This is a genomic window from Neptunomonas concharum (genome assembly GCF_008630635.1).
GTDB classification, from domain to species: domain Bacteria; phylum Pseudomonadota; class Gammaproteobacteria; order Pseudomonadales; family Balneatricaceae; genus Neptunomonas; species Neptunomonas concharum.
The window spans coordinates 2,993,127-3,014,207 of record NZ_CP043869.1; the positions used below are offsets into that span (position 1 = coordinate 2,993,127).

21 protein-coding genes are annotated in these 21,081 nt (G+C 46.6%); 9 read left to right on the top strand and 12 right to left on the bottom strand.

Annotation, left to right across the window (positions count from 1 at the left end):
- Positions 1-15: 15 nt before the first annotated feature.
- Entirely contained in the window at positions 16-1,272 is a 1,257-nt protein-coding gene (locus F0U83_RS14195) for a polyhydroxyalkanoate depolymerase (RefSeq protein ID WP_138987893.1), read from the top strand.
- 55 nt (positions 1,273-1,327) lie between these two features.
- Here F0U83_RS14195 and F0U83_RS14200 read toward each other — a convergent pair whose 3' ends face one another.
- From F0U83_RS14200 to F0U83_RS14215, 4 genes are all read right to left on the bottom strand, one after another.
- Positions 1,328-2,134 (bottom strand): helix-turn-helix transcriptional regulator, encoded by an 807-nt coding sequence (locus tag F0U83_RS14200; RefSeq protein WP_138987894.1) that lies wholly within the window; start codon positions 2,132-2,134, stop codon positions 1,328-1,330.
- A 10-nt stretch (positions 2,135-2,144) separates the two neighbouring features.
- Positions 2,145-2,747, bottom strand: coding sequence for a LysE family translocator (locus F0U83_RS14205; protein WP_138987895.1), 603 nt, complete (start codon positions 2,745-2,747; stop codon positions 2,145-2,147).
- Between the two features lie 87 nt (positions 2,748-2,834).
- Positions 2,835-3,506 (bottom strand): carbonic anhydrase, encoded by a 672-nt coding sequence (locus F0U83_RS14210; protein ID WP_138987896.1) that lies wholly within the window; start codon positions 3,504-3,506, stop codon positions 2,835-2,837.
- 168 nt (positions 3,507-3,674) lie between these two features.
- Positions 3,675-4,442 carry a helix-turn-helix domain-containing protein gene (locus F0U83_RS14215; protein ID WP_138987897.1) on the bottom strand — a complete coding sequence of 256 codons (768 nt, stop codon included), beginning with the start codon at positions 4,440-4,442 and terminating at the stop codon, positions 3,675-3,677.
- A gap of 114 nt (positions 4,443-4,556) precedes the next feature.
- Here F0U83_RS14215 and F0U83_RS14220 point away from each other — a divergent pair, with 114 nt between their 5' ends.
- The 8 genes from F0U83_RS14220 (at position 4,557) to ald (ending at position 11,478) form a co-directional block, all read left to right on the top strand.
- On the top strand, positions 4,557-5,423 hold the full coding sequence (locus tag F0U83_RS14220; RefSeq protein ID WP_138987898.1) for an SMP-30/gluconolactonase/LRE family protein: 867 nt from the start codon (positions 4,557-4,559) through the stop codon (positions 5,421-5,423).
- Between the two features lie 91 nt (positions 5,424-5,514).
- Positions 5,515-6,348, top strand: a complete 834-nt coding sequence (locus F0U83_RS14225; protein WP_138987899.1) for an MOSC domain-containing protein — start codon at positions 5,515-5,517, stop codon at positions 6,346-6,348.
- A gap of 11 nt (positions 6,349-6,359) precedes the next feature.
- Complete coding sequence (locus tag F0U83_RS14230) at positions 6,360-7,094, top strand: AraC family transcriptional regulator (RefSeq protein WP_138987900.1); 735 nt, start codon at positions 6,360-6,362, stop codon at positions 7,092-7,094.
- Between the two features lie 78 nt (positions 7,095-7,172).
- Positions 7,173-8,054: an aromatic amino acid exporter YddG gene (gene yddG, locus F0U83_RS14235; protein WP_138987901.1), complete on the top strand. Its 882-nt coding sequence runs from the start codon at positions 7,173-7,175 to the stop codon at positions 8,052-8,054.
- Between the two features lie 75 nt (positions 8,055-8,129).
- Positions 8,130-9,119, top strand: coding sequence for a bifunctional helix-turn-helix transcriptional regulator/GNAT family N-acetyltransferase (locus F0U83_RS14240; RefSeq protein WP_246077789.1), 990 nt, complete (start codon positions 8,130-8,132; stop codon positions 9,117-9,119).
- Positions 9,112-9,864, top strand: a complete 753-nt coding sequence (locus F0U83_RS14245; RefSeq protein WP_138987902.1) for an AzlC family ABC transporter permease — start codon at positions 9,112-9,114, stop codon at positions 9,862-9,864. Before F0U83_RS14240 ends, F0U83_RS14245 begins: the two co-directional genes overlap by 8 nt.
- Complete coding sequence (locus F0U83_RS14250; RefSeq protein WP_138987903.1) at positions 9,857-10,177, top strand: AzlD domain-containing protein; 321 nt, start codon at positions 9,857-9,859, stop codon at positions 10,175-10,177. Before F0U83_RS14245 ends, F0U83_RS14250 begins: the two co-directional genes overlap by 8 nt.
- A 185-nt stretch (positions 10,178-10,362) precedes the next feature.
- The gene (ald, locus tag F0U83_RS14255; protein ID WP_138987904.1) at positions 10,363-11,478 is read left to right on the top strand and encodes an alanine dehydrogenase; all 1,116 of its coding nucleotides are present in this window, start codon (positions 10,363-10,365) and stop codon (positions 11,476-11,478) included.
- Positions 11,479-11,631: 153 nt separating this feature from the next.
- Here ald and F0U83_RS14260 read toward each other — a convergent pair whose 3' ends face one another.
- From F0U83_RS14260 to F0U83_RS14295, 8 genes are all read right to left on the bottom strand, one after another.
- Positions 11,632-12,489: a DMT family transporter gene (locus F0U83_RS14260; protein WP_138987905.1), complete on the bottom strand. Its 858-nt coding sequence runs from the start codon at positions 12,487-12,489 to the stop codon at positions 11,632-11,634.
- A 169-nt stretch (positions 12,490-12,658) separates the two neighbouring features.
- The gene (gene fadA, locus F0U83_RS14265) at positions 12,659-13,837 is read right to left on the bottom strand and encodes an acetyl-CoA C-acyltransferase FadA (RefSeq protein ID WP_138987906.1); all 1,179 of its coding nucleotides are present in this window, start codon (positions 13,835-13,837) and stop codon (positions 12,659-12,661) included.
- Positions 13,838-13,839: 2 nt separating this feature from the next.
- Positions 13,840-15,996 carry a fatty acid oxidation complex subunit alpha FadB gene (gene fadB / locus F0U83_RS14270; RefSeq protein WP_138987907.1) on the bottom strand — a complete coding sequence of 719 codons (2,157 nt, stop codon included), beginning with the start codon at positions 15,994-15,996 and terminating at the stop codon, positions 13,840-13,842.
- Between the two features lie 187 nt (positions 15,997-16,183).
- Positions 16,184-17,047 (bottom strand): DMT family transporter, encoded by an 864-nt coding sequence (locus tag F0U83_RS14275; RefSeq protein ID WP_211343680.1) that lies wholly within the window; start codon positions 17,045-17,047, stop codon positions 16,184-16,186.
- 245 nt (positions 17,048-17,292) lie between these two features.
- A complete protein-coding gene (locus F0U83_RS14280) occupies positions 17,293-18,222 on the bottom strand; it encodes an electron transfer flavoprotein subunit alpha/FixB family protein (protein ID WP_138987908.1) in 930 nt (309 codons plus the stop codon).
- Entirely contained in the window at positions 18,219-18,971 is a 753-nt protein-coding gene (locus F0U83_RS14285) for an electron transfer flavoprotein subunit beta/FixA family protein (RefSeq protein WP_138987909.1), read from the bottom strand. The genes F0U83_RS14280 and F0U83_RS14285 overlap by 4 nt, the downstream gene beginning before the upstream one ends.
- Positions 18,972-19,273: 302 nt before the next feature.
- Entirely contained in the window at positions 19,274-20,035 is a 762-nt protein-coding gene (locus tag F0U83_RS14290) for an enoyl-CoA hydratase (RefSeq protein WP_246077792.1), read from the bottom strand.
- A 4-nt stretch (positions 20,036-20,039) separates the two neighbouring features.
- Positions 20,040-21,065, bottom strand: coding sequence for an NAD(P)H-dependent flavin oxidoreductase (locus F0U83_RS14295; RefSeq protein WP_138987911.1), 1,026 nt, complete (start codon positions 21,063-21,065; stop codon positions 20,040-20,042).
- Positions 21,066-21,081 lie beyond the last annotated feature (16 nt).

The following is a 21,081-nucleotide window of genomic DNA, read 5'->3' on the forward strand; positions in this document are numbered from 1 at the left end:
GATAAGGATCATTCTATGCTGTACCAACTCCACCACACGCTGAACCAATCTGTGCAGCCTCTGCACCTGTGGGCACAAGCTTGGAAAAAACAACTGAAACTGCCATGGATGCTACCTTTTCGTTACAACTCAGTTACTCGAACCATACTGGCAACGCTAGAACTCATTGAGCGCTGCACAGACAATTATGACAAACCTGAATTTGGGTTACAGTACACCCAAATTGACGGCGAAGAGATACGCGTGAGAGAGGAAGTCGTTCACTCACTTCCCTTCTGTGATCTACTACATTTTCGTCGTAGCGGCCACTATAACCACCCTAAAGTGCTACTTGTTGCGCCGATGTCAGGCCACTTTTCCACGTTACTACGTGGCACCGTTGAACACTTCATTCCCGATCATGAGGTCTATATTACCGACTGGCAAAATGCTAGGGATGTGCCAACTCGTGAAGGCGGTTTTAGTTTTGACGATTACGTTCGTTATCTTATGGAATTCCTAGATCACCTAGGACCAGACACCCATATGATTGCTGTCTGCCAACCCAGTGTACCGGCTATTGTTGCCACCAGCGTCATGGCTGAACGCAACAGTCCAAACCAACCCAAAAGCCTGATCCTGATGGGAGGGCCGATTGACACTCGCGTTAATCCAACCGAAGTAAACGATTATGCATCAGGCAAAGATTTGGAGTGGTTTCAAAAAAATGTGATTAGCACCGTTCCAGGTGATTTTCCCGGTGCAGGGCAAAAAGTCTACCCTGGCTTTATCCAACTTTCAGGCTTTATGAGCATGAATATGGATAGCCACATAAACAAACATTTCAAATTCTTTGGAGATCTAATCAAAGGTGACGGCGATAGTGCTGAAGCACACCGTGATTTCTATAACGAATACTTGGCTGTAATGGATCTTCCAGCGGAATTCTACCTAGATACCATTCGGAAGGTTTTCCTTGAACACCGACTACCAAAAGGCGAAATGCTATTTGAAGACAAGCTGATTGATACCAAAGCCGTCAAACAGACGGCCTTACTAACGGTAGAAGGTGAAAATGACGATATTACGGGTAAAGGTCAAACTAAAGCGGCCCACAATATCTTAAGCAATATTCCCGCTTCGATGAAAGAGCACTATGAGCAGCCCAATGTTGGCCATTACGGTATTTTTAATGGCCGACGCTTTCGTGAGGAAGTAGGGCCAAAGATAAAAGCGTTCATACAAGCTCAGAGCCAAGAAAAACCCACTACGCTGCCTGAAAACAAAGCGTAATCAGCTACAACTGAGACATAAAACCGGCCAAGGGCCGGTTTTTTCATAGTGTGCTTTAATTGATAAAAAACGATTGATATTGCTTGGGTGTAACCGCCAATCGCTTTTTAAAATGGCGCTGAAAATGACTTTGATCAGCGAAGCCCAAACGACCTGCCACCTCTACCAAGCTATCCCCTTGTTGAAGCATTTTTCTTGCTCGTCTTATACGGGTATCCAACTGATAGGCATGGGGAGACAAACCATACTTTTGCTTAAAACTGCGAACTAAATGATATCGGCTCAAACCAGATTGCTCAGCAAAGTCACTCAGCGTCAGGTTGTCACCCAAGCGATCGTTGATTAACGCCTCTACCTGTTCAAGTGCAGGCTGATCTTGCGCAACTGTTTCTAAATGATTTGCAGAAAAGAGATGGGATAAATATTCAATCAATAGAGTCTCCGCTTCTAACGGATTGTCCCCTAGTAAACTCATATAAAGCCGATTGAAACGGGCATAGAAAGCCTTATCGCGAGAAAGCCGTATCTGGAAAGGCAAATAATCCCCAACACTCAGTTCAGTCATCTCTTGTTGCACCCCTTTTACCCATGCAGTATCCACAAACAACATGCGATAAGACCACTGGCCTGCACGAGGATTACACGCGTGAGCATCGTTAGGGTTGATCAACACCGTATCACCTGCACGGGTGATATAGGTTTCCTTTAGATAGCGATAGGTTGCTATACCTTGATCAATAACCCCAAACGAGAATTCATCATGACTGTGAGTGTCATAACACGCTGTCGACTGCTTAGCTTTGCGTATCTCGACCGAGGGCAAAACGTCACTACGCTTAAAAAATTGCGATCTGCGCTCCACTGCTCCTCCATCACATAGGAATAAATAAGGTCATAATACTGCTACTTAATAATACGCCCATGACTCGATTAAAGATAATCTGATGCTGCTGTTCCGCTAAGTAGCCTCTTATCGCATTCCCCAGTAGCGCCCAAGTGCCCACACCGACAAAGCACATCGCAAAAGAGATCACACAAAACAACATTAAGAAAAACACCGGATGATCCTGCTGCGTCACAAATAAACTAACACCCGACATAGAGACCAGCCACGCTTTAGGATTAAGAGCCTGAGCCAAGACCCCGCCTACAAATGGGGAGGTAGCGGAGCTGGAGTCAACTTGTATGGAGGCAGGCTCAGCTGTTGCAATCTTCAAGGACATATATAGCAGAAAAGCCGCACCAAAATACTGAAGCGTCTGGGCAATGATAGGATTCTCAGCGAGAACGGTATTCAAACCAATACCTACCAGACAAACAATCAGCGTATAAGACAACGTTGCGCCTAACACATGTGGCAGTGCGCAACGTACACCAGAATTAGCACCTATGCTGGCCGCGATAATATTAACAGGTCCAGGAGAGATGGCCCCCACGAACGCAAAGACCAGCATGGAATAAACAGTTAATGACATAAAAGCTACCTCACAAAACGCAAAGATAGCCCTACTTCAGCATTAAATATTGAACAAAATTGCTCTCGCTTTCGCTTTAAAAGTTATTTACTTGTCACTTTCCAGAATCGTTTCGATGCGATCAGCATAGTGTTCGTTAAAGTCAGCAAAAACACTACTTTGGCCACTACAACAACGAATCACACCCGTTTTTATGTCGTATACCCAACCATGTATTTCGACTTTATTAGTCGCAAGCTTGGCAGCAACAACAGGATGAGTGCGAAGATGTTGAACCTGCTGAAGCACATTTTCCTCTATCGCCTCGTTGATATAGCAAGCATCAACGGGCTCATCTACGGCTAAATTATTCCGCTCTCTGACAATCTCCATCGCTGAACGGCAATGCCCCAACCACTCTTTAACATGTGGTAACCCTTTGAGGGCATCTAGGTCCAAAGCCCCCTTTATCGCACCACAATCGGTATGACCACAGACAATAATATGACGAACCCCCAATACCGCTACTGCATATTCAATGGATGCGGTCATCCCTCCCGTCTCATTGCTATGAGGTGGAATAATGTTACCTGCGTTACGACAGATAAAAAGATCACCAGGGTGTGACCCTGTGAGCAAATTAGGATCGATACGTGAGTCCGAACAGGTAATAAATAATACATCGGGATTTTGTTGATCTGCCAAGCTTGCAAAAAGGTCTTTTCGCTCTGGATACGTATTCTCTTTAAATGCTAAAACTCCACGAATAATCTGATCCATTTCACTACCTTCTACTTTTAAATGAAGCTATGACAACAAGCTATACTTTGCTAATAATAACAAATATCTAGCGATCAATTTTAGCTTTCTCGTTGTTCTTTTTTATTGTTAGATTTTTGCCTAATTCGAGTCCTATACAGCAAGAACGCTTACAGAAGCAGTCGTCGCCTAAGACTTAGGGATTCCTTCGAAAGCAGGAACACTAAAATATTGATTAATTTCAAATGGCATTATAGTACTAACCAACTTATAGGACTTTAACTCACCAGCAGGGTAGTACAGCTGGTCTAATGTCGCCTGCTTCTGAAACCGCTGATAAAGCTCATCCACCTCCTGAGTTAAGCGCACGATGCTTTGTGGGCTAAACAAGCGGCTCGTAGAATAAAAAATCCCCTCATTCTGTCTAGGCCCCATTGCTTGCTTGATAAATCTCTGGTTAACCTCGACCAGTGTTTTATGGAGCGGCCCTCCCAAGCGCCAACGAATTGGACGGGTAACCCTAAGATGCACTTGGTCTTGGCGACCTAACCGAATAAGCCCAAGCTTCTCTAGTTTACGCAGGTAAAGATACGCATCGGCTTTTGATAGCTGATTTTGCTCAGTAATCGTCTCCACATCAAACTGGCTGACGAGCAACATGAAAAATGAGGTTAATCCTTTATCATCGGCTAATGCTTGCTCTGTTTCGACACTAAGGAGGGTTGCCTCCGTCGTGCGCTTGGTATCTAGCTCCACCAGCTCTGTAATACTCAGCCCTATCAAATCGCAGATTTCAATTAGGCGACTAATCTTACAGTCCTGCTCCTGAAACATCCGCTTAACGGTGGGCTCTGATACATTCATCATATCGGCGAGTTCACGGTAATGAATCCCTTGTGCTTTAAGCACCCGCTTAAGTACATCAAACAAACCAGAACGTTGTTGCTGACCATCCATAAAATAATTATCACAAGCAGAAAAAGAATCAAAAAATAATACCAATAATAAATAAAATTGCCAAAAAAGATCAAATATATATCCTCACATCAAACCAAACACGAGGATATAAGCATGCATAACTTGCTAAAAACATCACTACTGTCAACACTTCTAATAAGCACCTACGCCTTAGCCAACGACCCTGTACAAGAGCGCTGGACGATAGATAACCTTCATCAACCTGAATCTGTTGTGATTGATGCAACCGATAATTCTGTCTTTGTATCCAACATCAATGGCGCCCCTGCTGAACTTAACGGCAAGGGCTACATCAGCAGAGTTTCACAAGATGGCAAACAACTCGATCAATATTGGGTAGAGGGCTTAGACGCGCCCAAAGGGATGGCCATTGTTGGACAGCATTTATTCGTAGCGGATATGCAAACCCTACACATGATTGATATTCCACAAGGCAAAATCGTCAAGCAATTTTCAGTACCTAACGCCAAAATGCTTAATGACATTACCGCCGCCCCTGATGGAACAGTGTATGTCTCAGATTTTCTAGGCGGTACGATTTATCGCCTGCATAACGATCAACTCACCGCTTGGTTTAACAGCGAACAGATCCCTTACCCTAACGGCCTGCTATGGGATGAAGATAGATTGCTGATTGGCAACTGGGGGACAGAGATTAATCCGGATTTCTCTACTAAAACACCCGGCTCTCTTTACCAATTTAAGCCGAATCAGAAGTCGCTATCAGTTATCCCTACGGGATTTGAATTGGGCAACTTAGACGGCATTGCGGTAGCAGGTAGCAGCCTGTACGTGAGCGACTGGATCTCAGGAGAGCTATTTAAACTCAACAACAAGGAGAGAACGCTTTTGCTAACACTGCCCAAGGGGTTAGCCGACATAGCCGTCGCTAAAGACACCCTGTATACCCCACGCATGATGGAAAACAAAGTCACTGCCTGGGCAATTACAAACAAATAGCAGCTCCCTTAACTCTAAAGTGCTGTACTCCCTGCTTATCTGTGATTAACCTTCTCTCATTAATCAATCTCAGATAGGCAGGAAGTCGCCCATGAGCCCCATCACCCTACATAGTATCCACCAACACCCTATTAAATCCTGCGCACCCATCTCATTAAGCCGTGGCTGGATCGACGAACTAGGACTCAGTGGAGATCGCCGTTTCATGGTAGCGGATGGTAATGGGGAGTTTATGACCGCCAGAAAACACCCAAAACTCACCCAACTATTAGCAACACCCTTTAACGGTGGAATGGTTCTAGCAGCGACTAGGCACCCTACACTGATCCTTAAAGAATCAGATTTTCCTGATGAGTACCTCGCTACTCAGGTATGGAAACAACCGATGCAAGCACAATTTTGCGGTGAACTGGCACGCGAGTGGATTACTGAGTTTTTAGGTACACCGTGCCAACTACTTTTTTTTGGTAAGAAAACAGATCGTCCCATCAAGGATATGGCTGAGCGTCAGGTCAGTTTTGCAGATGGTTACCCGCTACTGCTAACCAGCACCGCTTCGCTGGAGTGGCTACAAGAGCGCTGCCCTTCACCTATCAAAATGGAGCAATTCCGCCCCAATTTAGTCGTTACCGGTACGTTACCCTTTGCCGAGGATCATTGGCAGGAAATTCAGATTGGTGATGTTCGCTTTAGCGTTCATTCCCCCTGTGAGCGCTGCAAACTAACTACACTTCCGCCTCGCTCTACAGACTTTAACCCTCAGCAGGAGCCTTTGCGTACCCTGCTTAAACACCGTCGAGCACATGAAGGTGGAGCCCTATTTGGGCAGAATCTAATTGCACTGAATACCGGCATCATAGAAACAGGCAGTACCGTCAATATCATCAGTGAAGCGCCAGTTGATATTGTGCGCCCAGTAGCCTGAGTTGGTAATCGATGGCGTCTATCAACCTGATACTAGAGCTTCGCAGCTACGGTAGCGAAGCTCACACCCACCAACATGATTACCATCAGTTGGTATTACCCGTATCGGGCGCATTGGAGATGAGTGTTGGCAATAGTGCAGGGGTAGCTCATGAAAATAGAGCCGCAGTTATTGCCGCTGGAGAGGATCATGGTTTTGCCGCCTCCAGCAGCAATGCCTTTGTTGTCGCTGATATTTCAGAAAGACTGGCACCAGAGCTTGCAAAACTACCTGCCTTTATCACGCTAGACCCCGTTATCGCCCACTATGTTAGCTTCTTGCACAGCCAACTCTCTCAAGACAAAAACCGCTCCCAAAGTAGTGAGCGCCAGATGCTGCTTTTGCTAATACAACTACTCAAAGAGCGTTATGGGGAAACATTGGCAATCGATAAACGTATTGAAACGGCTAGAATCTATTTAGATCAACATTTTGAGCAACCGGTATCGCTAGCGTTGCTTTCCACCATAGCTCACTTAAGCCGACGCCAACTTAGCGAGCTGTTCAAGCAAGAGATAGGCATGACACCCCATCAATACCTCACCGAGAAGCGTATGCAACAGGCTTGGAAATTACTCGAAGCCCAACAACTTAGCATCCAAGAGGTCGCAGATCAGGTAGGTTATAACAACCTTTCAGCCTTTAGTGATCGCTTCAAAAAATACTTTGGCTACTCCCCCCGCCACTTCCGCTCGATCAGCAAATAATTTTGCCTTATCGCCAAAGACAGCAACCTTCCACAGTTACATACTGACTTTATGTTCCTGACCACCTGACTTACAGCAATGCCTATGACTCTTAACAAAAAAGCGACACTCATCGGTTTCATTTCCATTTTACTCTGGGGTACGCTCGCACTACTAACACGCTTAACTGAAGCGAAGATCCCTCCGTTTCAAATGATGGCCATAACCTTTAGCATCGCCTTCTTATTGATGAGCGCCCGCTGGTGGACACAAGGCCACTTAGGATTGAAATACCTACGTCAACCACCTCTGGCATGGGTACTCGGTATTGGCGGATACTTTGGTTATCACTTTTGTTACTTTTTGGCGATGGCGAAAGCCCCCGCTGTAGAGGTGAGTTTAATCGCCTATCTCTGGCCACTGCTTATTGTGATTTTTGCAGCACTTTTACCCGGCGAATCCTTCAAACCACACTACTTGATTGGCGCACTACTCGCACTTTTTGGTTGTTGGCTACTTATCAGCAAAGGGCATACCGGGTTTCAATCAGAATACATTTCAGGCTACTTGTTAGCGTGTGCCTGCGCACTTATCTGGTCCAGCTACTCTGTTGCCAGCCGCCTAGTTAGCACAGTACCCACCGATGCAGCAGGCTGGTTCTGCGGTGTAACAGCCCTATTAGCGTTCGTTTGCCACATCTTATTGGAGGTGACGGTTTGGCCCGATCATAGTGCGCAATGGATAGGTATTTTAGGGTTGGGGTTAGGGCCTGTCGGTATTGCCTTTTTTACATGGGATTACGGCATAAAGCACGGCAATATCCAGCTGCTTGGCGTACTCGCCTATAGCGCCCCCTTGATATCCGTTATTCTGTTAGTCATAGCAGGACTTGCACCCTTTAGCTGGCCTTTACTGTTCGCCTGTTTAGCCATTGTGGGAGGCTCACTACTAGCCGGTATCAGCCAACGACAAAAGAACTAAAATCAACCATTACATCTTCTATTTTCTACTGTTCTTTACTATTATGTAACCAGTTACGTAATTAAGAATATAAACATGACCCACTCAGATCATATGCAATCTTACGGCAGCCTATCCCTTGGCAGCCGACTCAAGCGTCTTTCAGATCAAATGATGCAAGACGTCACCGATATCTACAAAGCGCAGGGGATTAATTTAAACCCTGCCTTCTTTCCTCTCTTTAACTTACTCCATTTACATGGACCGTTATCTGTCACAGAAGCAGCCGAATTATTAAATGTTACCCACCCTGCCATCAGCAAGATTTCCCGAAAAATGCAGAGCGAAGGTTGGATTACGAAAACTGCCGATGCAAACGATGAGCGACGCCAACTACTAAAATTAACACCACAAAGCGAAGATCTTGTCATCATCATCGCACCGATATGGCATGAGATAAAAAGCCATTTGGATCGACTGATGGCGGCTCAAGAGCACCCCTTACTGAGTGCGCTTAATGACTTCGAACAAAAACTGAAACAACAGGGATTTGTGACATCCGTTCTTGCTAATTTAAACGCCCGTGTAATACCGGCCGAAATAGAGATCATCGGCTGGGACCCCGATCTTAGAGATGATTTTTGCAAACTCAACTTAGCTTGGCTTAATACCTACTTTAATGGCGAGCTCACAGAGCACGACCGCCAAGCACTCTTTGAGCCTGAGCAATACTATCTCGCCAAAGGGGGATATATCTGGTTTGCTCGTTATCAAAATAAAATTGTGGGCTGCGTGGCACTCGCTCGTCACAGCAACGATCTATATGAAGTTTCTAAAATGGGGGTAGACCCTTCTGTTCAGGGTTCTGGGGTAGGTCGGCAGCTGCTACTGGCTGCCCTCAATAAAGCAAGAGAGGTATCTGCCAGCGAAGTCTATTTAGAGAGCGCGACCCTGCTTAAGCGAGCAATTCAGCTTTATAAGAATGTAGGATTTCGGGCTATTCCCCATCCAGATGGCTGCTCTATCTACCCACGATCAGATATATACATGCAGCTTAAACTCACCTCGGGTATCCACCATGAATAACTCTGTCACTATGCCCAGACGCGTTTCACGTTCAAGCGAATTTGTTAATGGCGCTAAAGCAACCATTCCTTTGATCATCGGCGCGATTCCTTTTGGTATTCTGTTTGGGACACTCGCAGAGCCCAGCGGGTTATCTGTCCTTGGCGCGTTAGCTATGTCCCTGATCGTCTTTGCCGGGGCCAGCCAGTTTATCGCTCTGGGCTTATTAGCAGCAGGCGCAGCCGTTCCAGTCATCATTGCGACCACCTTTGTGGTTAATTTACGCCACTTACTTTACGCCGCTAACTTGGTGCCTAAAGTACGCCACTTACCACAACATTGGCGGGCGCTGATGGCCTTTGGCCTGACTGATGAAACCTTTGCAGCAGTCAGCAACCGCTATCTTCAACAGGAAGATATTCGTGATGCTCACTGGTTTTATTTAGGATCTTTTCTCGCTATGTATAGCAATTGGGTGTTGTGCACTGCGCTAGGCGTCGCGCTGGGAGAGTTATTTCCTGATATGACGCAATGGGGGTTGGATTTTGCCATGTCGGTTACCTTCATCGGTATGGTTATCCCCTATCTAAAAAGCAAACCCATGTGGGCTGCTGTTATCGTCGCAGGTGCCATGGCTATCGCAACAGCAGCAATCCCACACAAACTCGGTTTAATGATAGCAGCTATCTCGGGCATCGCTGTGGGGCTTTCTTTACATATGATGCAGTCGAAGAAACATAGCACACAAGGCAAAACTCATGAATGAAGCGATCTTAATTTTCGGCATGTTCCTCATGACCTTTAGTGTTCGCTACCTACTCTTTGCGGTTGCAGGTCGTGTGCACTTTCCGGAATGGCTGAGTACCGCGTTGGGGTTCGTTCCCCCCGCGGTTCTCACCGCCATTATTGTACCGGCCGTGCTAATGCCACAAGGCGATCTCTGGATAAGCTTTAGCAACCCTTGGTTATTAGCGTCCATCCTCGCAGCGACTGTGGCGCTGGTTCGAAAAGACCTGCTCACAACGATTGTCATCGGCATGCTGGCTTTTATGTTGTTGCGTTTCGGATTGGGTCTTTAAAAAGCGCTCTAACAGGCTTTTATTGTGCGTCGCCACAGTTTATACCGACAAAAAAGAACCTTAGTGCATGATTTTTGTCTAAATTTTGTTCGATATCGACACTATTTTCTAGTTATCTGATGCTAGTCTGAAAAGTAGATGATCTGCCCATTCTTGTTTTGGCATTTTAGCCACTGGAGGTTCACATGCTTATCGGCGTCCCAAAAGAGATAAAAAATCATGAATACCGTATTGGTATGACCCCTGCCGGTGTTCGCGAGCTTGTTGCCGCTGGACATCAAGTGATCGTTCAGCGTGATGGCGGTACCGCTATCGGCCTCACCAATGAAGCTTATATGGCAGCAGGCGCTACTCTAATAGACACCCCCGAGGAGATTTTTTCCAGCGCCGATATGATTGTTAAAGTGAAGGAACCTCAGCCGAACGAGTGCAAAATGCTACGCTCTGGGCAGCTTCTATTCACTTATCTGCACCTTGCTCCAGACCCCGAACAAACCAAGCTATTAATCGAATCAGACGCTGTTGCGATCGCTTATGAAACGGTCACCGATGCACATGGTGGATTACCACTGTTAGCCCCTATGAGCGAAGTGGCGGGGCGTATGGCAATTCAAGCAGGTGCCCATTCACTTGAGAAAGCTCAAGGCGGCAATGGCACCTTACTTGGCGGTGTACCCGGTGTTTCGCCAGCCAAAGTGGTTGTTATTGGCGGAGGCGTTGTCGGCATCAATGCCGCACGTATGGCTTTAGGGCTTGGCGCAGATGTCACGATTTTAGACAAATCGCTGCCCCGCCTAAAGCAACTGGATGAGCTTTATGGCCCTCAGCTTAAAACCCTATACTCCAATGCAGAAACCATCGAGAGCGAGGTCACATCGGCAGATTTGGTCATAGGCGCGGTTCTCATACCTGGAGCCGCCGCACCTAAACTCGTCACCCGTGAACATCTCAAAAAAATGAAGGATGGTGCAGTCTTAGTCGATGTCGCTATCGACCAAGGCGGCTGTTTTGAAACATCCCGAGCAACCACGCACCAAGACCCGATATACATAGAAGAAGGCGTTGTGCATTATTGCGTTGCCAACATGCCCGGCGGCGTAGCCCGCACCTCCACCTTCGCACTGACGAATGCCACTCTGCCCTTTATTCTTACACTAGCCAATAAAGGATACAAACAAGCCCTCCAAGATGACACTCACCTATTAAATGGATTAAACATTCATCGAGGCAAAGTGACATATAAAGCTGTAGCTGAGGTTTTAGGCTATCCCTATCAGCCCGCTTCCGACGCTATCCAATAACTAAAAAGGGGAAAAGTAACCTTTCTACTTTTCCCCTTTTTCAAAGCTAGAGCTCTATCTGCAGGCAATCACTCAAGCTAATACTAGCTCAACGCGGTGATTAGCTGTTCGTCCTGAATCTGTTGTGTTGCTCTGCACCGGACTAGTTCTACGTTAAGGGGTAACCGCCCGTCGACTGAAGTAATACAGATATATCCCCATCAATGTTATTGCCCCACCAATCAACTGAAGTGTTGATATTACCTCTCCCAAAATCAGATAAGCAAAGATCATCGTAAACAAAGGCTGCAAAAACGTGATGCTGACAACTCGATTAATCCCGTATTGGTTGACCGTGGCGTACCAAAGGCTGTAAGCCAGAATTGAGGAACCGAGTACGGTATAAACTACAGAGGTTATGACGGGGATGCTGAGTTGCTCGAAAACCGTAAGCTCGGGCGTAGTCAACTGGTAACCTACAAAACAAATCGGCGCACTGATAACACCTATCCAGAACTGTAGTGCTAACAGCGGTACTTGCTCTAAACGACGCACAAGGATATTCGTTACTGCCCAGCAGGTCATTGATATCAAAATAAATAATGCACCCATTTTGAGATCACTCGTTCCATTCAGAAACAGTGGGATGGATATACCAGAAAATGCAATGGCTACACCTAGTGCTTGCAATCGACTAATGCGCTCCATACCTAGCACATAAGATAGTACTGAAGAGATCGGTGCGCCCAACATCACCAAAATCACGGACGTATTACTGTCGGCATATTGCATGCCAACACTTAGAAGGTAAAAGTGTCCGATACCCATCACAACAGCAATCCAGATAACCGGTTTTATCTGGCTTTTGGGGATACACGCAAATGGGATCAACAATAAACTCAACAACCCAAAACGTAGTGCATTAAATAAAGAGGGAGGAATCTCTGCAAGACCTACCTTTATCGCTACAACATTCACGCCCCAAATGGCAACAGCCATTAATGCAGCAATCAGAGGGTAGCGAATTAGCATAAAAACAAACTCCAGAGTGATCACTCATAGAAAAAGAAAAACCTCCCTGAGGAGGCTTAATCAAAAGTAGTATCGAGTGTATCAGAAGCGTTCATACTTTCGCATGAAACATACAAAAAAGAGGCCCTATAGCGGGCCTCAACGAAAGGAAAAGTACGAAGAAAAAAAATCAGTTAAGACGCTCAAACACTGTGGCAACCCCCTGCCCCATGCCGATACACATCGTCGCAAGTCCAAGGGTACCCTCTTTCTGCTCCAGTACATTCAGCAAGGTTGTGGAGATACGTGTACCTGAGCAGCCTAATGGGTGGCCGAGTGCGATCGCACCACCATTCAGGTTAACGTGTTCTTCCATTCGATCCAGTAGTTTAAGGCCTTTTAGTACCGCTAGACCCTGCGCTGCGAAGGCTTCGTTCAGCTCGATATAATCGATATCGTCCATCTTAAGGCCAGCACGTTTTAGTGCTTTTTGGGATGCCGGTACCGGTCCGTAACCCATGATGGATGGATCGCACCCGGCAACCGCCATCGAACGAATAACTGCACGAGGTTTCAAGCCCAGCGCTTGCGCTTTCTCTGCAGACATCACCAGCATACCAGAAGCGCCATCCGAGAATGCAGACGAGGTGCCTGCGGTTACCGTGCCGACTTTAGGGACGAACACAGGCTTAAGCCCTTGCAGTACTTCAAATGTTGTTTCAGGACGAATGACTTCATCTTGTTCAAGCAGGATTTTAAAGCCGTTTTCGTCATGACCTTCAACGGGGATGATCTCGTTATCGAAACGACCGGTTTCCCGCGCTTCGTGCGCAAGACGGTGCGAACGAGCACCCAATTGATCCTGCATTTCACGGGAGATACCGTTCATTTTGCCAAGCATTTCCGCCGTAATACCCATCATCATGGCCGCTTTAGCCACCTGTTTCGACATTTCTGGGTTCACATCAATACCGTGCAATATATCTAGGTGGCCCATGTGCTCAACGCCGCCCACGATAAAGATATCGCCATTACCGGTCATGATCGACTGCGCTGCGTTGTGCAAGGCAGACATCGATGAGCCGCATAAACGGTTAATTGTTTGGCCCGCTACGGTATGTGGCAGGCCTGCCAGAACAGCAGCATTACGAGCAATATTAAAGCCCTGCTCTTTCGTCTGGTTCACACAGCCCCACACCACATCTTCGATTTCTGCGGGGTTAACATTTGGATTACGTGCTAAAAGTCCATTCATTACCGCTGCTGATAACGCTTCAGCGCGAACATTACGGAAGGAACCGCCTTTGGACTTACCCATCGGTGTACGTACACCGTCAACGATGACAACGTCGTTTGGTTTCAGGCTCATGATTATTCCTCCCCGCCGAAATAGGTTTCGCCAGCGGCGGCCATTTGCTTCATTTTCTCGGTCGGCTGATACAGCGGTCCAAGATCTTCATACTGTGCAGCCAGTTCGCAGAACGCAGCCAGCCCCATTGAGTCCAGATAATGCAGTGCGCCACCGCGGAATGGAGGGAAACCAATGCCGTAAATCAAGCCCATGTCCGCCTCTGCTGGTGAATCTACAATGCCATCTTCTAGACAGCGAACGGTTTCAATACACAGTGGGATCATCATGCGAGCGATGATCTCTTCTGCAGAGAATTCACGCGCTTCGCCCACCACATCCGATAACAAACCAAAGACCTCTTCATCGACAATCTTCTTCGGCTTACCTTTGCGGTCAATTTCGTATTTGTAGAATCCTTTGCTGTTCTTTTGACCAAAGCGTTCCAGCTTATACATGCGATCAATGGCATTTTCGCCTTCATGCTCCATACGATCGGGGAAACCTTCTGCCATGACTCGATCCGCATGATGTGCCGTATCGACACCCACCACATCCAGCAAGTAAGCAGGTCCCATCGGCCAACCAAAGCCTTCCATCACTTTATCGATCTGGCGGAAATCAGCACCGTCACGCAACAAAGCAGCAAAACCACCAAAGTACGGGAACAAAATACGATTCACCAAGAAGCCCGGGCAGTCATTCACCACGATTGGCGTTTTACCCATCGCCTTCGCATAAGAGACCGTACGAGCAATGGCTGCCTCACTGGTTTTCTCACCACGAATGACTTCTACCAGCGGCATTAAATGCACTGGATTAAAGAAATGCATACCGCAGAAGTTTTCTGGGCGTTTTAAGGATTTAGCCAGCTCATTGATTGAGATGGTTGACGTATTAGAAGTCAGAATCGCATCTTCAGGGAGGTGACCTTCCACTTCGGCAAGTACTGATTTTTTAACATTGACGTTCTCAACAACCGCTTCAACCACTAAGTCGACACGGTTAAAATCACCGTAGCTTAGCGTTGGCGTAATACGATTGATGGTTTGTGCCATCTTAGTCGCATCCAAACGTCCGCGCTTCAGTTGCTTGCCTAATAATTTGTTCGCTTCATCTAGGCCTAGCTGCAACGCCCCCATATTAATGTCTTTCATCAGGATTGGTGTGCCTTTAACCGCTGACTGGTAAGCAACGCCACCCCCCATGATCCCCGCGCCAAGCACAGCTGCTTGCGTCACAGGCGTACCTTGGGACTCATACTTTTTACTGACTTTTTTGATGTACTGATCTTTCAAGAACAAGCCCACCAAAGAGCGGGTCACATCATTTTTCGCCAGCTTAGCAAAGCCTTTAGCCTCAACTTCTAGCGCTTGATCACGCTTCATGTTGCAGGCTTTCTGGATCGTCTTTAATACCTGCATCGGCGCTGGATAATGCGGACCAGCTTTAGCACCGATCACACCTTTGGCCGTTTCAAATGCCATCATCTGTTCGATGGTATTGAGCTTGACCGGCGATTTTTTCTCATCACGGCGAGCCTGATAATCAAACTTACCTGCGATGCAATTTTTCACCAGTGCAATGGCTGCATCGCGCACTTGATGGGTAGCTACAACCGCATCGACTGCGCCATCTTTAAGGGCTGCATCTGGGCGTTTCTCTGAACCGCCGCAGATCCATTCATTGGCATTATCAATACCAATCAGTCGTGGTAAACGCACCGTACCACCCCAACCAGGATAGATACCGAGTTTGACTTCTGGCAGGCCAACCTTCGCTTTGTCACCCATCACACGATAGTCCGTCGCCAGTGCCAACTCAAAACCGCCGCCTAGCGCAATACCATTGATCGCGGTAACCGTCGGGAAGGGAAGATCCTCAATCTCATTGAAGAGCTTTTGCAGCCCCATCAGATGTTCGACGATGGTGTCTTCATCATGATCAAACATTTGATTGAACTCGGTAATATCAGCACCAACAATAAAACACTCTTTTGCACTGCTAAAGATAACGCCGGTAACACCGTTGGTGGTTTGTAGCGTGTTAACCGCTTCGCGCAGTTCTTCCAGGGTCAGTTGGCTGAGTTTATTAATAGCATCCCCTTTAAGGTCGAATACGACCTCATGGATACCCTCTTCAACTGCCTGTACGCGGATCGCTTGACCTTCCATTAACATGGGATGACTCCATACGTCAGGTTATACTTTTATTTTGAGACTTATGTCGCTTAGTTAGTTCAGTCTATCTTCTAGCGCTTTTCATACAATGACAGTTTCAATCAGCATCACTAACGTTACGCTTCAAAAAAGCCGCAGTACCTCTTTTTATAGCGCCTGATAATGTTTCAATCAGTAACAATTTAATTCATACCTGTTTTTTCTCAGTGGCATAAACAAAAGACAGTACCCCACTTACAAAAATGATCAGCAAACCCAGCAGACTCATCACATCCGGTATTTCATTAAAGAGTAGTACACCTAACACGGATGCTGCCACCAGCTGTGAATAAACAAAAGGAGCAACCGTAGCAGCGTCAAGCCTGCGATTAGCTTCGATAATGATAAGATTACCAACCGCTGAGGCAAGCGCACTGACAAGTAGCAGCGTAACTGTCCAAGCGCTCAGTTCGAGCGGTAGTTTTTCCAGCCCCTTGGGCATTAAGGCCAAACTTCCAACCAGTAAAGTGGATAATAAAATTAAACGTGGTCGAAACTTACCCGCCAACCAACGATTAGCAACCAGCAAGCAGCCATAGCAAATACCGGCTATTACCGCTAGTAATGACCCTGTTGTTAAATCTACACCCGGCTTGACCACCATGAGGACACCCGCAAAGCCGATCATTAACAACAATGAGCGAAGATAGCTGATTTTCTCTTTAAGCAGGACGACCGCCAAAAAGTAAGCGATGATCGGCCCAATGAAAAAGATTCCGAAAACGTTCGCAATCGGCTCTGTTTGCAATGCACTGATCATACAAAAAATCGCACCCGTAAATAGCGCCGCACGAATCAGTAATTGCCAATGGAATAGTTGCTTCATTTCAGCAGGGCGTAACCCACTGAAAGGAAGAATAAAGAGAAAACCCACTAACAATCGGCTCCAGGCAACAAATGCAGGTGAGGCTCCTTCGAGCGTTAATATTTTCCCTGCCGAATCACCTATAGGTATCAACGACATACCAACTAAGATGAAAGCGATTAAGCGTATTTTATTGTTACTTTCCATAGCCGATAAATCCTTAAATCACCTTTAGCGCTATTATGAACTCAGTGTTGCTAACAACGCTTCGATAGCAAGTTATCCCCGAATGCTGTGGATAACTCACTTTATAAGCATGGGGTAAACTCAAGAGAGTCGCTAATTATCTGATTTTTCAAAAGTAGTACAAGAAACACACAAGCAGAGACATGCCCTTGCTCAAGCCACAAAAAAGGCCGCTAATGCGGCCTTATAACATGTGAATCAACCGCTTACAAAGCCGCATCCAATTCAGGAATCACGTCAAAAAGATCAGCAACTAATCCATAATCAGCAACCTGGAAGATAGGTGCCTCTTCATCTTTATTGATAGCAACAATCACCTTTGAGTCTTTCATACCCGCCAGATGCTGAATCGCACCAGAAATACCCACAGCAATGTAAAGCTCAGGCGCTACCATTTTACCGGTTTGGCCGACCTGCATATCGTTAGGTACGAAGCCTGCGTCAACAGCCGCACGAGAAGCACCTACCGCAGCACCGAGCTTATCAGCCAGTTTATAGAGCATATCGAAGTTATCTCCGTTGCCCATTCCGCGGCCACCTGATACAACAATAGAGGCTGCGGTTAGTTCTGGACGATCAGACTTAGCCAACTCTTCTTTCACAAAACGTGAGTTTTCAGAAGCGATCACTTCCCCTACCGCTTCGATGGAGGCACTACCACCCTCGGCAGCCACTGCATCAAATGCGGTACCACGAACCGTTGCAACTTTAACGCTATCACCTGACTGTACCGTCGCAATAGCATTACCTGCGTAAATGGCACGCTGAAAGGTATCTGGGCTGATAACTGCCGAGATGTCAGATAACTGATTAACATCTAGCAAAGCAGCTACGCGAGGTAAGGTGTTCTTACCATTAGAGGTAGAGCCTGCAAAAATATGCGTATAACCTTGCGCAAGCGATACGATGAGCTTACTGGTGTTCTCAGCCAACTGGTGCTCATATACGGCATTGTCTGCTACTTTGACAGCACGTACGCCCGTCACTTTTGAGGCTTGTTCTGCAACGGCCTGGCAATCACTACCCACAACGAGGATATCGATATCACCACCGACCTGAGCTGCTGCCGCTACGGTGTTTAAAGTTGCGGGCTTTAAAACCTGATTATCATGTTCTGCGATAACTAAAATGCTCATGACAGTACCTTCGCTTCATTTTTCAACTTATCAACCAGCTCAGCAACTGAACCTACTTTAATACCAGCCTGACGCTGAGCAGGCGGCTCTACTTTGACCAAAGTAATATTATTAGCGACAGCAACCCCTAGCTCTTCTGGTGTTTTAACATCTAAAGGCTTTTTCTTAGCCTTCATAATATTTGGCAAAGAGGCATAACGTGGCTCGTTAAGACGCAAGTCGGTTGTAATAATCGCTGGTAGGTCTAACTCCAACGTTTGCAAACCACCATCGATTTCACGAGTGACTTTAACGCAGTTACCTTCTACAACCACTTCTGATGCAAAGGTCGCCTGTGGACGATCTAACAACGCTGCCAGCATTTGGCCAGTCTGGTTGTTATCTGAATCAATCGCTTGTTTACCTAAAATAACCAAGCTCGGTTGCTCAGCTTCTACTACTTTAGCCAGCAACTTAGCAACGGTGAGCGAGTCGGGGCCATCTGCCGTTTCAACCTGAATACCACGATCTGCACCTAAAGCCAACGCCGTACGAATCTGCTCTTGGCAGGCCTTGCTACCCATGGAAACAACAACAACTTCATCAGCCACGCCTTTTTCTTTTAGGCGAACCGCTTCTTCAATAGCAATTTCACAGAATGGGTTTAACGCCATTTTTACGTTGGCTAAATCCACATCCGTGTTATCTGATTTCACGCGGACTTTAACGTTGTAGTCAATCACGCGCTTTACAGCGACTAGTATCTTCATACCACCCTCGTTTCTATTCTTATTGTGTCTGCCCATCAGACTTTTCATTAGGCTCAATCATAGCCCTAAACCACTGATCAACAATAACAAAAAAAATCGCATTAATTGACGTTTTGCACCAAAAAAGATAATTCTTATAAATAACAGTATGTTATAAGCAAAGATAAAATATCATTTTTAGTCATCCCGCTATTATAAAAAAAGCCGCTCTCATCCAGGGTTACCCAAGAAGTTCGAGCGGCTAAATAGTGGAGTTTCACCAGGGGTTGGTGAGATTACGCCAAGGGACGTTTGGGTGACGATCAGTTAAACACTGGCGGTCGTTTTTCTATAAAGGCGGTAAACGCCTCTTTTGCTTCATCGGAGGCTAGCTGCTTTTTAAAGTTATCCACCTCATCCACGAGTACTTTTTGTAACAGATCCTGCTGATGCTGCTTCATCATTTGTTTGCTTTTTACGACCGCTAAAGGAGCCATTTTTCCCAGTTGGTGCGCTGCCGTTAGCGCACTTTGCAATGGGCTTTCTGCAACTTGGTTAATCAATCCCAGTTCAGCAGCACGCGTACCTGAAATAGGGTTACCCATGACTAATAACTCGAACGCTAAGCGATGCCCAAGCTGTTGAGGCAGCAACAAACTAGTACCTCCTTCAGGGACTAAACCTAGTCGCGCAAATGGTAGTTGGAAACGGGCTTCTTGCGTTGCGAAAACAAGGTCACAATGCAATAGCATCGAAGTACCTATCCCGACGGCATCACCACATACGGCGGCTACAACCGGCTTAGAAAAAGTTGAAATCGTTTGTAGAAATTTTAATGGGAGCGCCGCTTTATCCGAGTCTGCCGCCGCTGCCATAAAGTCGAGAATATCGTTACCGGATGAGAAGCACTGGCCGGTTCCTGATAATACAACGGCTCTAATCTCCGCATCCTTTTCGGCTAAGATCAGTGCATCAATTAATGCCTGATACATCGCTAAGGTGAGCGCATTCTTTTTGTCAGGCCTATTGATGCTGACCGTCAGGACAGCTGCATCTTTCGATTGCGTAATCAATTCATATGTCACTTTATTAGGCTCTCCCAACGGGTTTAAACATATATTCACGGCTGATTTGAGCGTACTCGACCGTTGCTTCGACATACTCTTCATGCAGTTGACTTATCAACTCTGAAACACAGGGAATCGAGTGAACAGCCCCAACCCCTTGCCCTGCAGACCAAATAGACTTCCATGCCGAAGCTCCCTCTTTGGGTGCGGTCAGTTCCTCCCCCAGATTTAATTCCTTTTTAGCCGTGACAACCTCAGCATCGAGCGGCTTGCCGGTATTGGGGTCAAGTCCTGCGGCACTTAAACTGGGTTTAAGAAAATTCGCAGAAATGCCCGATATCTCAGAGGTGTAAGCAATATCAGCAGCAGAGCTATCCACAATCATCTGTTTATACTCTGCGACCGCCTGACTCTCTTGTGTACTAATAAAACGCGTGCCCATATACGCCATATCCGCACCCATCACTTGTGCGGTTGCAACATCACGCCCCGTAGATAAACACCCTGCCAGCACTAATGTGCCATTAAAAAACTGACGAATTTCACTCACAAACGCAAAAGGGTTGAGAACACCGGCATGACCACCCGCCCCCGCACATACGGCAATCAGACCATCGACATCAGCTTGTGCAGCTTTTTGAGCATGGCGAACCGTTGCCACATCGTGAAAAACCAAGCCACCATACGCATGGACTTGTTTAACGACATCAGGCACTGCGCCAAGTGAGGTTATGATTAAGGGGACTTTATGACGCTTACATATTTCTAAATCCGCTGCCAAACGAGGATTACTGGCGTGTACAATCAGATTAACGCCAAAAGGGGCTGCTTTACGGCCTGTTTCTTCTTCATAGGCCTGTAGCGCTGTCTGAATCTCAATCAGCCAAGACTCAAAGCCTTCACTGGTACGCTGATTTAACGCAGGAAACGTACCTACAATCCCGGCTTTACAGGCTTCGATGACGAGCTCTGGGCCTGATACTAAAAACATGGGAGAGGCAATGACAGGCAGGTTGAGTGTTTCTCGAAACGATTCAGGCAAACTCATAGTCATCTCCTTTTTA

Excerpts from the sequence above, each read along its gene's own strand:
- F0U83_RS14240 (WP_246077789.1), top strand. The coding sequence starts at position 8,130 with ATGACCCACTCAGATCATATGCAATCTTACGGCAGCCTATCCCTTGGC.
- F0U83_RS14210 (WP_138987896.1), bottom strand. The coding sequence starts at position 3,506 with ATGGATCAGATTATTCGTGGAGTTTTAGCATTTAAAGAGAATACGTAT.
- fadB (WP_138987907.1), bottom strand. The coding sequence starts at position 15,996 with ATGTTAATGGAAGGTCAAGCGATCCGCGTACAGGCAGTTGAAGAGGGT.
- ald (WP_138987904.1), top strand. The coding sequence starts at position 10,363 with ATGCTTATCGGCGTCCCAAAAGAGATAAAAAATCATGAATACCGTATT.
- yddG (WP_138987901.1), top strand. The coding sequence starts at position 7,173 with ATGCCTATGACTCTTAACAAAAAAGCGACACTCATCGGTTTCATTTCC.
- F0U83_RS14225 (WP_138987899.1), top strand. The coding sequence starts at position 5,515 with ATGAGCCCCATCACCCTACATAGTATCCACCAACACCCTATTAAATCC.
- F0U83_RS14195 (WP_138987893.1), top strand. The coding sequence starts at position 16 with ATGCTGTACCAACTCCACCACACGCTGAACCAATCTGTGCAGCCTCTG.
- fadA (WP_138987906.1), bottom strand. The coding sequence starts at position 13,837 with ATGAGCCTGAAACCAAACGACGTTGTCATCGTTGACGGTGTACGTACA.
- F0U83_RS14205 (WP_138987895.1), bottom strand. The coding sequence starts at position 2,747 with ATGTCATTAACTGTTTATTCCATGCTGGTCTTTGCGTTCGTGGGGGCC.
- F0U83_RS14215 (WP_138987897.1), bottom strand. The coding sequence starts at position 4,442 with ATGGATGGTCAGCAACAACGTTCTGGTTTGTTTGATGTACTTAAGCGG.
- F0U83_RS14280 (WP_138987908.1), bottom strand. The coding sequence starts at position 18,222 with ATGAGCATTTTAGTTATCGCAGAACATGATAATCAGGTTTTAAAGCCC.
- F0U83_RS14295 (WP_138987911.1), bottom strand. The coding sequence starts at position 21,065 with ATGAGTTTGCCTGAATCGTTTCGAGAAACACTCAACCTGCCTGTCATT.
- F0U83_RS14220 (WP_138987898.1), top strand. The coding sequence starts at position 4,557 with ATGCATAACTTGCTAAAAACATCACTACTGTCAACACTTCTAATAAGC.
- F0U83_RS14260 (WP_138987905.1), bottom strand. The coding sequence starts at position 12,489 with ATGCTAATTCGCTACCCTCTGATTGCTGCATTAATGGCTGTTGCCATT.
- F0U83_RS14250 (WP_138987903.1), top strand. The coding sequence starts at position 9,857 with ATGAATGAAGCGATCTTAATTTTCGGCATGTTCCTCATGACCTTTAGT.
- F0U83_RS14275 (WP_211343680.1), bottom strand. The coding sequence starts at position 17,047 with ATGGAAAGTAACAATAAAATACGCTTAATCGCTTTCATCTTAGTTGGT.
- F0U83_RS14245 (WP_138987902.1), top strand. The coding sequence starts at position 9,112 with ATGAATAACTCTGTCACTATGCCCAGACGCGTTTCACGTTCAAGCGAA.
- F0U83_RS14230 (WP_138987900.1), top strand. The coding sequence starts at position 6,360 with ATGGCGTCTATCAACCTGATACTAGAGCTTCGCAGCTACGGTAGCGAA.
- F0U83_RS14285 (WP_138987909.1), bottom strand. The coding sequence starts at position 18,971 with ATGAAGATACTAGTCGCTGTAAAGCGCGTGATTGACTACAACGTTAAA.